The 14,597-nt window shown below is 50.7% G+C and carries 12 protein-coding genes and 1 pseudogene; 5 read left to right on the top strand and 8 right to left on the bottom strand.

The annotated features are described in order from the left end of the window. Positions 1 to 6 precede the first annotated feature (6 nt). Positions 7 to 1,029: a Gfo/Idh/MocA family protein gene (locus EGY08_RS22160; protein WP_123828913.1), complete on the top strand. Its 1,023-nt coding sequence runs from the start codon at positions 7 to 9 to the stop codon at positions 1,027 to 1,029. Between the two features lie 315 nt (positions 1,030 to 1,344). Here the strand turns inward: EGY08_RS22160 and EGY08_RS22155 are convergent, their stop codons facing one another. The 7 genes and pseudogenes from EGY08_RS22155 to ptsG all read right to left on the bottom strand — a co-directional run bounded on the left by EGY08_RS22155 (position 1,345) and on the right by ptsG (position 6,943). Further along, positions 1,345 to 1,749 carry a hypothetical protein gene (locus EGY08_RS22155; protein ID WP_045354513.1) on the bottom strand — a complete coding sequence of 135 codons (405 nt, stop codon included), beginning with the start codon at positions 1,747 to 1,749 and terminating at the stop codon, positions 1,345 to 1,347. A gap of 203 nt (positions 1,750 to 1,952) precedes the next feature. Further along, entirely contained in the window at positions 1,953 to 2,735 is a 783-nt protein-coding gene (locus tag EGY08_RS22150; protein WP_123828912.1) for a DUF6615 family protein, read from the bottom strand. Between the two features lie 372 nt (positions 2,736 to 3,107). Further along, positions 3,108 to 3,308, bottom strand: a pseudogene (locus tag EGY08_RS31125) (nucleotidyltransferase domain-containing protein); the annotation flags it as partial. Between the two features lie 46 nt (positions 3,309 to 3,354). Next, entirely contained in the window at positions 3,355 to 3,990 is a 636-nt protein-coding gene (gene hxlA, locus EGY08_RS22140) for a 3-hexulose-6-phosphate synthase (protein WP_123828911.1), read from the bottom strand. A 24-nt stretch (positions 3,991 to 4,014) separates the two neighbouring features. Beyond that, positions 4,015 to 4,578, bottom strand: a complete 564-nt coding sequence (hxlB, locus tag EGY08_RS22135; RefSeq protein WP_123829443.1) for a 6-phospho-3-hexuloisomerase — start codon at positions 4,576 to 4,578, stop codon at positions 4,015 to 4,017. Then, on the bottom strand, positions 4,578 to 5,420 hold the full coding sequence (locus EGY08_RS22130; RefSeq protein WP_123828910.1) for a glucose-6-phosphate isomerase family protein: 843 nt from the start codon (positions 5,418 to 5,420) through the stop codon (positions 4,578 to 4,580). Before EGY08_RS22130 ends, hxlB begins: the two co-directional genes overlap by 1 nt. Further along, on the bottom strand, positions 5,417 to 6,943 hold the full coding sequence (gene ptsG, locus EGY08_RS22125; RefSeq protein ID WP_123828909.1) for a glucose-specific PTS transporter subunit IIBC: 1,527 nt from the start codon (positions 6,941 to 6,943) through the stop codon (positions 5,417 to 5,419). Before ptsG ends, EGY08_RS22130 begins: the two co-directional genes overlap by 4 nt. Positions 6,944 to 7,165: 222 nt before the next feature. Between ptsG and EGY08_RS22120 the strand changes: the two genes are divergently transcribed. The 4 genes from EGY08_RS22120 (at position 7,166) to EGY08_RS22100 (ending at position 13,866) form a co-directional block, all read left to right on the top strand. Continuing rightward, positions 7,166 to 8,845 (top strand): SgrR family transcriptional regulator, encoded by a 1,680-nt coding sequence (locus EGY08_RS22120; RefSeq protein ID WP_123828908.1) that lies wholly within the window; start codon positions 7,166 to 7,168, stop codon positions 8,843 to 8,845. Positions 8,846 to 9,424: 579 nt separating this feature from the next. Further along, complete coding sequence (locus EGY08_RS22110) at positions 9,425 to 11,581, top strand: AAA family ATPase (RefSeq protein WP_123828906.1); 2,157 nt, start codon at positions 9,425 to 9,427, stop codon at positions 11,579 to 11,581. After that, positions 11,578 to 12,885, top strand: coding sequence for an McrC family protein (locus EGY08_RS22105; RefSeq protein ID WP_123828905.1), 1,308 nt, complete (start codon positions 11,578 to 11,580; stop codon positions 12,883 to 12,885). The genes EGY08_RS22110 and EGY08_RS22105 overlap by 4 nt, the downstream gene beginning before the upstream one ends. Before the next feature lie 411 nt (positions 12,886 to 13,296). After that, positions 13,297 to 13,866, top strand: a complete 570-nt coding sequence (locus EGY08_RS22100) for a hypothetical protein (RefSeq protein WP_123828904.1) — start codon at positions 13,297 to 13,299, stop codon at positions 13,864 to 13,866. Positions 13,867 to 14,069: 203 nt separating this feature from the next. On the opposite strand, the gene EGY08_RS22095 is transcribed toward EGY08_RS22100, so the two are convergent. Further along, the gene (locus EGY08_RS22095) at positions 14,070 to 14,294 is read right to left on the bottom strand and encodes a hypothetical protein (protein ID WP_074133796.1); all 225 of its coding nucleotides are present in this window, start codon (positions 14,292 to 14,294) and stop codon (positions 14,070 to 14,072) included. Positions 14,295 to 14,597 lie beyond the last annotated feature (303 nt).

Below are 14,597 nucleotides of genomic sequence, written 5' to 3'. Positions count from 1 at the left end.
ATCATCATGAACAAAATCAGAGCCGCCGTGGTCGGCGCGGGTATCTACGGCAAACACCATATGAACGCGTACCGCCATAACCCGGACACGGTGCTGGTCGCCATCTGCGACACCGACACAGAGCGCTGCGACGACCTTGCCATGTCATACGGCGTGATGGGCTATACCCGGCTGGACGTTCTTCTGCAGGAGGAAGCCATCGACGTGGTCTCGGTGGCGACGCCAGACCCGTACCACACCGAATCCATCCTCACCGCGCTGCGCTACGGCAAACACGTGCTGGCGGAAAAGCCCCTCGCCACCTCGGTACGCGAATGCGAGCTTATCGTGGAGATGGCGCAGCAGCGGGACCTGCTGGTCGGCGTCGATTTCCACAAACGCTGGGACCCGGCAGTGATGCGCATTAAGGCTGAACTGGAGAGACCAGAAGCCGGGCGCATCCTGCGCGGCCATATCAGCATGGACGATGTGATTAGCGTCCCGACGGAGTGGCTGGACTGGGCGGGCGCAAGCTCCCCGGTGTGGTTTCTCGGCTCACACTGCTTTGACCTGGTACGCCATCTTTCCGGTCAGGAGGTGGTGTCGGTGTATGCCGTCGGGCAGAAACGGCTGATGGTCGAATGCGGCCTCGACACCTTCGACAGCGTGCAGAGCCTGCTGACGATGGCCGACGGCAGTTCGTGGGTGGTGGAAAACTCGTGGGTGCTGCCGGAGGGCTTTCCGAAGGACAACGACGGGCGTATCGATATCCTCTGCGAGGCAACCTATATTCGCAGCACCTCGCAGCATCGCGGGCTGGAAATCACCACGCCGGGCATGACGCTCACGCCCAACAGCTATTTCATCAACTACCGCAACGGCGTTGCCAGCGGTTTTGGTATCGACCCGATCAATGATTTTGTGCGGGCGGTCATACATAAAGCGCCTTACCCGGTCACCGCGGTGGACGGACTGGCGGTCAGCCGTATTTGTGAGGCGGTACACCGCAGCCTGGAGAGCGGGAAACCTGAACGCCCGATAAAGCCATAACTTCAAGGGCTGTACCTGTCTGCTATGTCAGACTGGTAAAGCCCTTAACCCTGCAAACCAGATAAAGCGCAGGAATCATTAGAAAATATGGTCAGATTTTAGCCAGGAGCAGAAGTTGGAAATAGTTTTCACTACTAAGGAGAGCGAATTAATCCAATGTAGCGGTAGTTAAAATGGTACATTTTTGAGCAACCAGCTTGTACTACCAGTTGCTCGCTGATAAGGCAGAAATATTCTAATTTGACAGTGGTGCATAAGAAAAACAAAGGGAAACCAATATTTATAGCCTCCGGACACTCAAATTTTTAATATCTATCAACCTTTTTTTAAGACTAATCTCGAGTCACTTTTTTCTACTACTTTATAACGACGAAGCTTCGTTAAAGCGCCTACACCACCTGCTGCAATAGCAATATAGATTGCTGCACTTGTTGCCGAACTGCCGAGGATAGCCGCTGCTCCCCCAGCAGATAATGCAGCAGTAGTACCGGTAGCTGGAGCACTGGTTCCTCCGGTAGCTAAAGTTGCCATGGCGGCAACTACCGCAATACCGATGGCTGCAAATGCTATAGCCCATGCAACTTTTCCTGTCGCATGAATTTTCACCGTAGTTTTAGCTAAACTACCTTCAATTGTAATCGTATCTCGATCTTCCTTAATAGCTTTACCCAGCTCTTTCGGCGTTGTTATCACATTATCTTTGGCGCTATTAGTGCTCATTATCCCTCCTTGCGATACTCAGTTTAACTTGCAGCCCTTCCCTAACAGTAGGCCGGCTGTATTTCTTAGCCAATTTTGAACGATGTACGTCCGCATACTATTTGGCTTCCAGTATGATTGCGGCTTCGTTCTCAATTGTTGAACGATCACGGCCAAGATATTGTGGCATGAATTCATAATGCCTGGCAGTAGTGACAATCATTTTATTCACCTACTAAGTTGAAAATTGTCACACGCTTGAGCCTATCATCATGTAAATCGATAACATCTTCTTGTATACCTCCCTCTAACATTTGAGTGACATAGTATGGTGGTGCATCCTTTATAAAATACTCAAGTGAAGGAGCGTCTTGCTCAATTAGGAGACCAACGCCACTTAACCATTCCAGAGCCCTTTCAGGAAGATCCCCTTGCGAGAAGCCTTTGCAGCAGAACAAACAATGCATCGGTCTTAAATCATCAATAACATCAGTTAAATGGTTTGCTCTATTTTGCTGGAGATGTTTTACTTTAAGAGGATTAAGAATTGCTGCCCCATAATGAAGGATACTACGTTTGTAGGTTTTACACTCCCAATTAACTTTATAACTCCCCGATTTCCAGTTTGTATACATGCAATACAAGGGAATAAGGTCATATTTCTTGGCATCCGCAATGAGAAGATCAACTTGATGCCCATTTTTATTTGTGTGATGAAGGTGCTCATATTTCTCAGAATTTAAGTTGAGAACTTTTGCTTGAATACGCATGCCTAACCATTTACCACTTTGACCTGTAAACCACCACTCCCAGTCGGAGCCATTCACTGATTCTTTGTGGCGGGTAAACGTATTAATAATAATTTTTCCCCTACCCCATTTTTTTATATTAAGCACAAGAAAGTCAGTTATTGACTCCTCTCCAATTTGATAGCTTAGTTTTTTTGCCTCTCTTAATGTACTCCAAATCCAGCCAGAATTTTTTATCGCAATTTCACCTAAGTCCATTTGTAGTATTCTCTTAGTTATGTTTATAAATAGATAAGTTGAAAGGTTTTTTGCTGAAAGCATGATTCGAATGAAGAGAATAGTATTTATACATCAAAAACAAAAGAAGGAAAAGGGGTTTGCCCTTAGATATTTGCCGTGAGACTGATATGCACTTTATAAATTAACATAACGTGAGGCTTGCTACGTCCACTTCTCGCACTCAGCCGACATTTGAAATTTTCCCAGTCCTAGGCATCTGGACCTGGCTTTAGCATGGATTTAAGTAACTAAAGAGTGATGTTCATCTCAGGATTTGGCTATTGGATGCATTTTCCGTGATACTTCTACACTCTGGCCGTGTAAACGACCGGAGTGTAGATTTCCCCCCTGTCAAAATGCTCTTTTCAGCATGGCAAGGACCACCCATCGTGTCGCATCATCTGCAATATTTTCAGGCAGAGCATCAGCCCGCAGATTGATATAAGTGTCAACAGCCATCCTGATGGCAATGCTGCCGGAGTCACGATCGTGCGTTGCCAGCGTGGAAGTCAGCAGGACATCAGGATCAATGCTGTGGGATTCAATATTCCGACATCTGGCACACAATCGCGCCAGATGCCGCTCTGTTCGACTAATCTCAGTGATGCTGCAACAACACCTGTGAAATCTTCCTCGCTTCATCCGCCGGATCCGCCGAATGCGTGATCGCAGATCCCACAATCACAACATCCGGGCCTAACAGCGCATAGTCTTTCACCGTCTGGCTACTGATGCCGCCTGCTACGGCAATCCGTGCTTTCCGGCGCGCCTTCAGCATCGTTATTAAATCATCTATCGGCTTGCGCCCCGCCGCCTGCTGGTCGGTGCCCGTGTGTACCGCCAGCATATCCGCGCCTGCCTCCTCCAGCAGGCGAACCCGCGTGGGGAGATCGTCGACGCAGATCATATCCACCACCACCTGCTTTCCAGCCTCTTTCGCTGCTCGAATGCAGGACTGGATCGTCAGCACGTCGGTCACGCCTAACACCGTGACATAGTCTGCCCCGGCATCGTAAAGCAGCTGCGACTCAAAATGGCCGCCATCCATAATTTTCGCATCCGCCAGCACTTCCTTATGTGGGTATTTCTCTTTAATGGCTTTAATCGCATTCACGCCTTCCCGAATAAGAAAAGGTGTACCCACTTCAATAATATCAACGTCATCAACCACCTTATCAATAAATACCAGCGCTTCAGGCAGGGTTAACTCGTCCAGGGCAAGCTGTAATTTCATGTTGGTTTCCTTGTATCGAATGATTTATTCGAGGTTGGCGTGCAGCGCAAAACCTTTGGTTAAGCGATATCCCGTCGACTGCGCCAGAATCACTATCATGGCGTCACCCAGCACCATGACCGCCTCTTCAAACAAGCTGCCGCCGGGCAGAATGCCTTTCACATTCTCTGGCCCATCCGGCAGTTTGTCGGAATAGGCCGGGATCCTGACCACCACATCCGCCAGATTCCCCAACGTGGACTCGGGGAAAATGGTCAGCAGGGCCACGGTGCCGCCCAGCTTCTTCGCTTTCGCTGCCACATTCACCAGCGAAGCCGTTTCGCCCGATGCGCTGGCCAGCAGCAGCAGGTCGCCTTTTTGCAGCGCAGGCGTGACCACATCGCCGACAACATGCACCTTCAGGCCGATATGCATCAGGCGCATCGCCAGAGCTTTCAGCATTAACAGCGAACGCCCTGCGCCAAAAACAAATATCGCGTTCGCTTCAGCGATGGCCTGCTCCAGACGTGCCAGCGCAGCGCCATCAATCCGCGACATCGCCTGATTCAGGTCGCTACAGGCAACGCCTGCAACAGATTGCGTTTCCATCATGCGTCCTCCTGACAGAGCGGGAATAAATTACCCTGATACTCGAGCATCCCCATGATTTCCCGGACATAGTTATCGACATGCCCCAGAAAATGAAAACGTTCCGGTGCGGCGCGGTAGCGTTGGTAAAGCGGCGTATCGAAGGTGATGCCAAGATGCGGGTTCTCTTTGACGGTGGCGAATTTGATGCGCGGAATACGCGGGTAGTAGTGATTATTGCGCACGCAGAGCTGCCCGTTCTCTTCCACGATGTAGCAGGCCATACCGTGGTAAAACTGCACCGTGTCGTAGTGAACCGCGCAGGGTTTATAGGCCAGGTTGCTGAATACCAGCGGCCCGTCGCCGATATTGATGGAGCAGTGGCCGTAATTCGGCGGCACGATAATGCTCTGCCCCTCCTTCACCACCGCCACGATAAGATCGTCCACCAGCAGATCTTTTGGTTCAACGGCAAAATCCGGCGACTTTTGCAGGATATACGCCGCCGTGCCCTTAATCACTTCGTACACTTCCGGATGGGTGTTGCGCCGCGTGTCGTTATAGCCGTGATAATGACCGCTGGTTTTCTTGCGCTCCTTGCCGATCGTTCCCGGCATGATGATGGTGATGTCATATTGGTACTGGTCGGCAGCAAGCCGTTCCTGATCCTCCGCAAAACTGAGCCCGCGATAAACATCGTAAGTCGGTTCATCACGCTGCGCTTCGGTGAACTCCGGTAAAACCACCGCCATCTGCCCGGCGCTTTTGCGGCCAAAGCCGAGATAGTTCAGCGGGGGTTTCAGCGCCATTACGCCATCATCATCGAGATACAGCGGCAGGCCGCTGTGGTGTAGCTGTTTCATTTTGCCTCCTGTGTATACGCGTTAGCTGCGCGGATCGCTTCTTTCAGCCGTTCGGATTTCATACCAAATACGCTCTGGATGTTGTTCCCGACCTCGACGACGCCCGCCGCACCAAGCTGTTTCAGCAGCGCCTTGTCCACCAGCGTCTTATCCGTCACGTCAATGCGCAGACGTGACATGCACGCTTCGATGCTGGTCATATTCCCCAATCCGCCATAGGCCAGGATGATGCCGCTCACCAGGTCATTCTGTTCATTTTCCTGCGCCACAGCGCTTTCTTCGACTTCACGCCCCGGCGTCAGCAAATTCCAGCGGCGGATGGCAAAGGTAAACAGGACGTAGTACAGCGCGCCCATCACCAGCCCGACCGGGAACACCATGTACCAGTGAGGCGCGCGCGGCAGGACGCCAAAGAACAGATAGTCGATAAGTCCGCCGGAGAAAGAGAGCCCGATGTGCACGCTGAACCACTCCATCAACAGGAACACCAGACCCGCTAAGACGGCGTGAATGCCATACAGCACGGGCGCAACAAACAGGAAGGAGAACTCAATCGGCTCGGTGATGCCGCAAACAATGGAGGTGATCGCGCCAGAGAGCATAATGCCCTTCACCCGCGCTTTGTTTTCCGGGCTGGCACAGCGGTAGATCGCCAGCGCAATCGCCGGAATGCAGAACATTTTGATGGGCGTCAACCCGGCCATAAAGGTTCCGGCGGTAATCGGCACCTGGTCTTTCAACTGGGCAAAGAAGATAAGCTGGTCACCATGCACCACCTGCCCGGCCTTGTTTACGTACTCGCCAAACTGCAGCCAGAACGTCGGCCACCAGACATGATTAAGACCAAACGGGATCAGCAGTCGCTCGACAAAACCAAACAGGAAAGCGGACACGCCTGGCCCCTGCACCGTCATGGTATTCGACAGGCCATTAATCAGATGCTGAACCGGCGGCCAGACCACCGCCATCACCAGCCCGACAAACAGCGCGGCGAAGGAAGTGACTATCGGCACGAAGCGCTTGCCGGAAAAGAACTCCAGCCATGACGGAAGCGGGATGCGGTAATACCGTTTATACAACCAGGCGGCGATAATCCCGATAATGATGCCGCCAAACACGCCGGTCTGGAGCGAAGGGATGCCCAGCACCATCGTGTAGTCACGCACCTGCGCCACCGACTCGGGCGTGATCCCCAGAAACTGGCCGATGGTGACGTTCATAATCAGAAAACCGGCGATCGCCGACAACCCGGCAATCCCCTGATCGTCACTAAGCCCTACCGCCACGCCGACCGCAAACAGCAGCGGCAGGTTGGCGAAAATCGCGCTGCCCGCTTCCGCCATCAGCTTCAGCACGTGAACCAGCCAGTCAGCGCCGAGAAACGGCAGGCTGGCGACAATATTGGGGTCCTGAAAGCTGACGCCGAAGGCCAGCAAAATACCAGCGGCAGGCAGCATGGCAATGGGGATCATTAACGATCGCCCAATGCTTTGTAACATTTGCAGAAGGTTGAATCTTTTCATCTCGATCTCCTGAGCGCGTCTTTATGACAGGGATTCGCACAACAGCAGGTTCTGCTCCGAACACCTTCAGTATCCGAACCGGATGTGATTAAAAAAACAGCAATCAAAGACGAAAGTTATTTCCGGTTTTCGCTTAAAACCGGAAAATTTATGAGGACAATCACGCCAGAAGCCATCAGAAAGGGATAAAAGAGGAAATCACGTTCGGTGGGAGGCCATCACATGAGTATCTTCGAGGCGCATTTTCGCAGGCTGCACGCCCGCTACAGCGCAGGCCAGACGCACGAATTACAGATGCAGGAGATCGCCGCCATCTTCGGCTGTTCGGTGCGTAATTGCCGTATTGCGCTGAAAAAGATGCATCAGGAAAAATGGCTCGACTGGCAGCCGCAGCGCGGACGCGGCAAGCGCTCACGGCTCCATCTGTTAACCTCGCCGGAAAAGCTGTTCAGCCAGAACGTCAATAAGCTGCTGGAGAAGCAGGATTACGGCAACGTGCTGCGGTTTATCGGCAACGACAAGTATCTGCTGGATCGCCTGAGCCTGTGGCGCTTTGGGGTACAGGATAAAAGCAGCGAAACGCGGGTGCGCATCCCCTACTATCGCAATCTGGATCCGCTTAATCCGCTCGTTCCCCTACGGCGGACCGAACGCCATCTCCTGCGCCAATGCCTGAGCGGGCTGACGCGCTATGACGCCGTTCAGGGCAGGATCGTTCCCGATATCGCCCACTACTGGACCCACAACGACGACTTTACCCGCTGGGAGTTCTGGCTGAAATCCACCGCCCGCTTTGCTGATGGCAGCGAACTTGATGCCAGTGCCGTTCAGCGCTGCCTGCTCGCCGCCAGCCAAAGCCCGCAGTTCGCGCCGCTTATCAGACCAATCAAAACCATCACCGCTGACGCCCCCTGGCATCTGGTGATTGAAACACATCATCCAGTCATGCGGCTCGACTGCCTGCTCGCCACCCAGCCGACGATGCTATTCGATTACCAGCACGGCCACATCCGCTGTACTGGCGCTTTCCACCTGCAGGAACACAGCGACAACTTTATGGTTTTGCGGCGCAATCAACACTGGCACCAGGCGCGGCCCGGACTGGATGAGATCACCATTTTCACCTGGGCTCCGGAGCATATCAGCATGAGCTTTATTCCCCTGCTGCGGGGCGAGGAGGCGCAGGATGACCGCCCGCTCAACGAGCGTAGTCTAGAGCAGGGGTGCTGCTTTGTGCTGCTCGACAATGACGGGGCCTTTGCGGATGAAGCCGGAAGACGGTTTATCAATTACCTGCTGCAACCTGTCGAACTCCTCAGCCAGACGCAGCTTCCCGACGAATATGCGCGCATCCTTTGGGTTGCTCAGGGCATGCTGCCGCAGTGGAACCACCGCCCGGTGGATTTTGGCGGGATCACCGCGCCGTTTAACCTGCGTCAGCCGGTGATCATCAGCACCTTTCAGCAGCCGGAACTGGTGGAGCTTGCCGGAGCGATTCGCCGCCAGCTTGAGCGCTGGCATATTCGCGCCGAAATACGGATCGACGCATTTGACCGCTTTAACAGCCAGCCGCGCCCCCCTGCGGATATCTGGCTCAGCAACTTTATGCTCGATACCCTTTCGGTTCCGGCATTTCTGGAATGGCTGGCGTCCACCACGCTATTTACGCGACTGCCTGAAACCCAGCGACAAAACCTGAACGCCCTGTTGCCGACTATTCTGAACAGCGATGATGAACAGGCCTTCGCCACCATTGCCGCCTTTTTCCATGAGATGACCCATCAGCGATATGTCATTCCTTTGCTGCATCACTGGATGGAATTTGCGACCGAGAAGTCATTTACCTGGCGGGATTTAAATACGCTGGGATGGCCGGATTTTAGCCAACTTTGGCTCGAATAATGCTACGCCCGCAAAAGCTCGCTAAAGGGCCTTTAAAGGCCTTTAAGGGTAAGGGAGAGAAGTGCGGGATTTGGGGTGGGGGAACGTTTGGCCATCCGTATGGGCGATTCCATCAAATCCATCCGCAGCACCCTTTACGGTCTACCGATACCTACATTCAGAACGTCCGGTAGACGAAGCTAAAATGCCCATTCTCAATGCCTATACCTTCAGCTGCTACATAGTTTTGGACATGACGATTTATTAAAAGGCTCATAAAGGTTCAAATCATTACATAATAACTATTATTGTTTCTTATCAATAAATTATGGAAAAACATACCTTGACCGAGGCATCCATAGTGCTATGTTTACGGTAAGCGACACAGCGCTTGGGCTGCACTCCTGAGGGACCATGACATTCGAGGATGATGCCTGTCTGCTATGTCAGGTTGGTCAAACCCTTCGCCCCGCAAGCGAGACAATCAGCAAGGAAGATTAATAGTATTGGCAATCTGTAGCGAAGAGTTGCAGTACTGCCCCTTCCATCATCCACAATGATAGCTATCAGTAAGTTAACGAAAATGAGAGGGCATCGGAAATGCTCGAAGTTGAATTTCAGGAATGGTTGAAGAGCAGAGGCGCCAAAACGCAAGCAGGCCTCAATTCCCGTATTTATGCTGTCAAAACTATAGAAAAAAATCTCGCAGCACTTGGTTCTCCTCATGCAGATCTGGATGCAGCCTACCAGGCGGATGGATTTGCGCAATTGCGGCAGCGGATCAAAGAGATTCGCCGTGATGCCAAAGACAACGGCAATGACTATCGGTTACTAATGCCTGAATCAGAGCAACCGCTTAACCGATTGTCCAACTGGAATAGCTGGCTCGGACAATATGGACGTTTTCTGAGCGGTGATGACTCTCAGGCCGACGAAATTCGGGATTATGTCCTTGAAAACTACATCACCCCAGCCAGAGAGCGAGGTGACGCAAGTGTCACCCTGGTAGTTGGTCCTCTGAATACTGAAATGGGTCTCGACAAGGGATGGCCGAACATCTGTCAGGCTCTTGATGGTCAAAAATTTCAGGAACTAGCGGATGTTCCCCCTCCGGTGACGGAAGGGCCTAAAAAGAGCACAACCCGGAAATATACGTTCATCCTTACGGAAGGAAGCGAACTGGTGGCCCAGACTAAACCAACTCCGACTAACCTTATTTTTTACGGTCCTCCAGGTACCGGAAAGACCTATCACACGGCGAGGGAAGCCGTAGCGCTCTGCGATGGCAAAGATGCCTATCCGAACTCAAAAGATGGGCGTGCGGCCCTGATGGCGCGCTATAACGAACTGATGGCAGAAAAGAGGATCTCTTTCGTCACATTCCACCAGAGCTATGACTACGAAACCTTCGTTGAGGGCCTTCGTCCAGAAATCGGTGAAGATGAGTCTTCGTCTGCTGGATTCAGACTCATGCCTACGCCGGGGCTCTTCAGAGAAATTTGTGCCCTTGCCGATCAGGCCAGAACACAACCCCGTGCACAGACAGATGCCTCGGCACTGCAACTATCCCAAAAACGCTTCTGGAAAATGGGGCAAGGGATAATTGGCACCGAAGACGATGTGTATGAAGATGCCCGCGACAATGGGTATATCGCTCTGGTTTGGGGTGGGACCATAGACTGGAGCGCGGATAGATTCTCATCGTTCAACGCGATTCATGATGAATGGATCAAGCAAAATCCAGGGAATCTGACGCCTAGTAACTGGACGCAAACCTATCCCTTCCGTTGCGAAATGAAGCCTGGTGATATCGTGATTGTCCCTTACGGGAACACTGCGTTTCGCGCTATCGCTGAAATAACTGGTGATTACTATTTCGTTCCTGAAGCCGAAGGTTACTATGCCCACCGCCGCCCAGTTCGCTGGCTACTGACCCTTGATGAACCACTGCCACTCGATACCATTATCGATGGTAACTTCACCATGCGGACGCTCTATTCCATTGCCACCAGTCGTGTGAATATCCCGGCGCTAGGCAGACTGCTCTCAAGTACAGAGAACATAGATAATAGTTCCGATGTTAAAGGACAACCAGAACAATTCGTCCTCATTATTGATGAGATCAACCGGGCAAATATCTCGAAAGTGTTCGGTGAACTGATTACGTTAATTGAGCCGGATAAACGTCTTGGAATGCCTGATGCACTCACCGTAACTCTGCCTTATTCGAAAAAGAAAGATTTTGGCATCCCCGCCAACCTTCATATCATAGGCACCATGAATACCGCCGATCGATCCATCGCATTGCTCGACACAGCATTAAGGCGGCGATTCAACTTCCGGGAAATGGCTCCCGACGCGACCTTGCTAAGTGAAGTAGAGGGGATCGATCTCAAAGCCGTTCTTACCACCATCAACCAGCGTATTGAATATCTTATAGGCCGGGAATATCGCATTGGACACGCCTTCTTTATCAATTGTGAATCCAGGGCACAAGTTGAAGATGCAGTGCGCAATAAGGTCATACCGCTGTTACAAGAGTATTTCTTCGAGGACTGGAGCCGAATCGCGACAGTGCTGGGCGATGGTTTTATGCAGGAAGAGCAGATTTTACCGCCACCCGGAATAGAGGGGGAACCATTATCAAGCTGGTCGGTACGTGCACCGTTCAGAAATGACGCCTTTGATCGACTGATAGGCAAAACCAGAACGTTAAATGTCACCGATCTTGAGGTGGCTGGTGAATCGAAAGAATGACGCACCTCACGGTTCGCGAATGGGGTGGTGTTTGTGTGAACACTGAAAGCAGCATAAACGCTCCTCATGCTTTTACCCGCCCTCAGGCTAACGCGCTGCTTACGGCGGCGCGCGAGCATCCGCTGGCAAATCAGCACGGTACTAATATCTTAATCGATCGCCATAACAAAATTATTGCCGGGCAAATAGTTGGGGTCATTGCCGCTCCGGGATGTAGCCTTGAGATCCTGCCCAAATTCGACGACGAGACGATAGAACCGGACGCCACAATACGCAATCGCCTGATACGTATGCTTGATGTCGCCCTCGGCCTTAAACTCGGCAATGGACAGGCTGCAACAATGGCGAGACAAGCTGAAAGCTTGCTAGAGATACTCATCCGCTTGTTCGCCGAGCGACTCTTATCTGAAGTACATCGGGGATTACCGCGCACCTATTTGGCACAGGAAGACGATTTGCCCTCATTGCGCGGAAGGCTCAATATCAAACGACAATTCACTACGCTTGCCGTCCGCCCCGACCGTCTCGCCTGTCGTTACGACGAACTGTCGGCTGATACCGCCCTACTTCGAATTATGAAGGCGTGTGTAGTTCTGCTTCACCATTATGCCCGCGCTGCTGATACGCTCCGTCGTCTGAATGAATTGCGCATCCTGTTAGCGGGTGTTAGCGACGTCCCTTTCAGTCATCTGCCGTGGTCACAGGTACGGATCGACCGAACCAATCATCGCTGGGAAGCCCTCTACAATCTGGCACGTCTTCTCCTGCGACGCGACTGGCAAGCTACACACCACGATAAACGAGCGCAGAACGGGATTACACTGCTTTTCCCAATGAACGACCTGTTCGAGGCATATATAGCGGCGCTGGCGAAGCGTGCTGTACGCGGTACGGAATGGACGGTTCGTGCACAGGCAGGCAGGTTATACTGTCTGATCGAGGACGTAAAAGAAGGCAAACCACGCTTCCAGACCCGACCGGATCTGCTTATCGAGCGGGACCATCAGATTGTTATGATCATAGACACTAAATGGAAGCGTATTGGTCGTCATCCCGAAGATGCCAGGCATGGCATATCGCAGGCTGATGTCTACCAGATGATGGCCTATGCACGGATTTATCACTGCCCACAAGTTATGCTTCTCTATCCACATCATGCAGGTCTGGGAACGCAACCTCTGAATGCAGGCTATAGGATTCTAGCAGGCAAGGAACAATTACAGGTGGCTAGTGTGGATCTGGTTCTCGATGAGGACAAGATTGTCGAGCAGTTAATTAACCTTCTCGGCATCAACACGCAGTGAGGTGAAAAGGCAAGGCCGGTGCACCTTGAGGCTCGGCACTCTCAATAACCTCAATCCATGATTTATGCTCAAACTTACATGATCATTTAATGCATTTAATATACTGGGCTTATACTCTTGGTACGTAGAGAATAGACAGTAGGACATGTCCGCTATGAGCGAGAAGCTGAAGTACGAAATTGTTGTTCTCACCACCAAGGGGCATTACTAACATTTCCGCGTGTTAATTAATTGAAGCAGATCAGCGGATCTGACCAACTCGACTTCAGCCAGACCGGATATTTTCAAAATTGAATTGCAGTCGATGTCGTTCTGTTGCATCGTAACTAGTCGGGTAGCCTTGAAAATCTCAGCCTCAAGCTATTTTACCACCTATTGATACCGATTCTATATCAATTTTCAGAGGAAAATATGAAAAAACAAAAGGTTGAATATGGTTTAGAACTTGATCCAAATGCAGATTATAAGATGGCGTGGCTTCATGAAAGAAATAAAAAAGATTTCGAGTCATTAACAAAATGGTTATATCTTGGAGCTGATATTAAAGACAGCGGATTTGCTAAGGTAGGTTTGACCATGGATGACCTTTCAAGTCGATCATATAGTTCTGCCAATCCTAACTATTATTTGTTTTGTGCTTTTAAATGTCGAGATGATCTTACGAAAACCGAGGTTGAAAAGATTGAACGAAGCATACTGGAATATCTAGAACGCGTATTTGCTAATGAAGATGGTACTTCAAACCGAGCGAGTCACGCGGAATCTGGTCGTTTGTCTGAATGTTTTTATAACATTAACTTTACAAACTTCTTCATTAGCTATCATGATTATCTTTTTGAACAATTTAGCAATAAATTTATAGTCTGCGGGTTTGAGAACGAGTTTGGAGATGATGAGGGCGAGTTTCTTGATTGTGAGTTTAATCCAAAGTTCACGCTGCAAGAAAAAAATAAATTCATCAGGATGATACTTCGTAGGTAAGGCATATAAAACGTTAAAAAACATGAGGTCAAAAAAGGCATAAAACTTAATGACAGCAGACAATACGCTTTTTGATATTTGACCTCACGAGACATAGCTTCTGCAATGTCCGCTCTTGGCACTCAGGTGACCTACATAACGGCGATCACCGAGGCTCAACTGGACAGTAAGATGTTTTGTCCAGTTATACCTGCCTGTGGTATTTATCTCAGTAATACCTGAATCAGCTGAACGAAGATATACACTGTCGCTGCCACTTGTATAGTCCGGAACCCCCATCTGAGATAGCGCCATTCATGGCGTTCTCTGGCATCAGCTGCTTCAATAGCGGGGTCAGAATATTTTCTTTTCCTGGCCCTGAATTCATCGATTACCCACAGGATGAGAATAAAGATAATAATGGTTTTCTGAAGGATGAGATTATCCACAAAGAGTGACTCCGGCCTGCCCGCTGATACAAGAAGAATAGATGAACCACCTTCATGTAGCCACCACTAAATGTAGGGGTGATATTCGTTTTCGTTCTGGTGGATTTTGCGGTGATTCTGTCCATGGCAATTTGCTCCCCTACTATCTGACCGACAGCGATGAGAGAGGAGCGGAAGTAGGAAACTGTTCTGACTATAAAGGGCGACTTTTAACATCGCCCTGTGTTAATCTGCGAGGCATAGCCAATAAAACATTATCGCAATAGCGCCAGGGAAACTCTGGCACATAAATTATTTCGCGAT

Source organism: Klebsiella sp. FDAARGOS_511 (assembly GCF_003812845.1).
Classification (GTDB): Bacteria; Pseudomonadota; Gammaproteobacteria; order Enterobacterales; family Enterobacteriaceae; genus Klebsiella; species Klebsiella grimontii.
The sequence above is the reverse complement of the archived record's forward strand: the minus strand, read 5'-3'. Positions and strand labels throughout refer to the sequence as shown.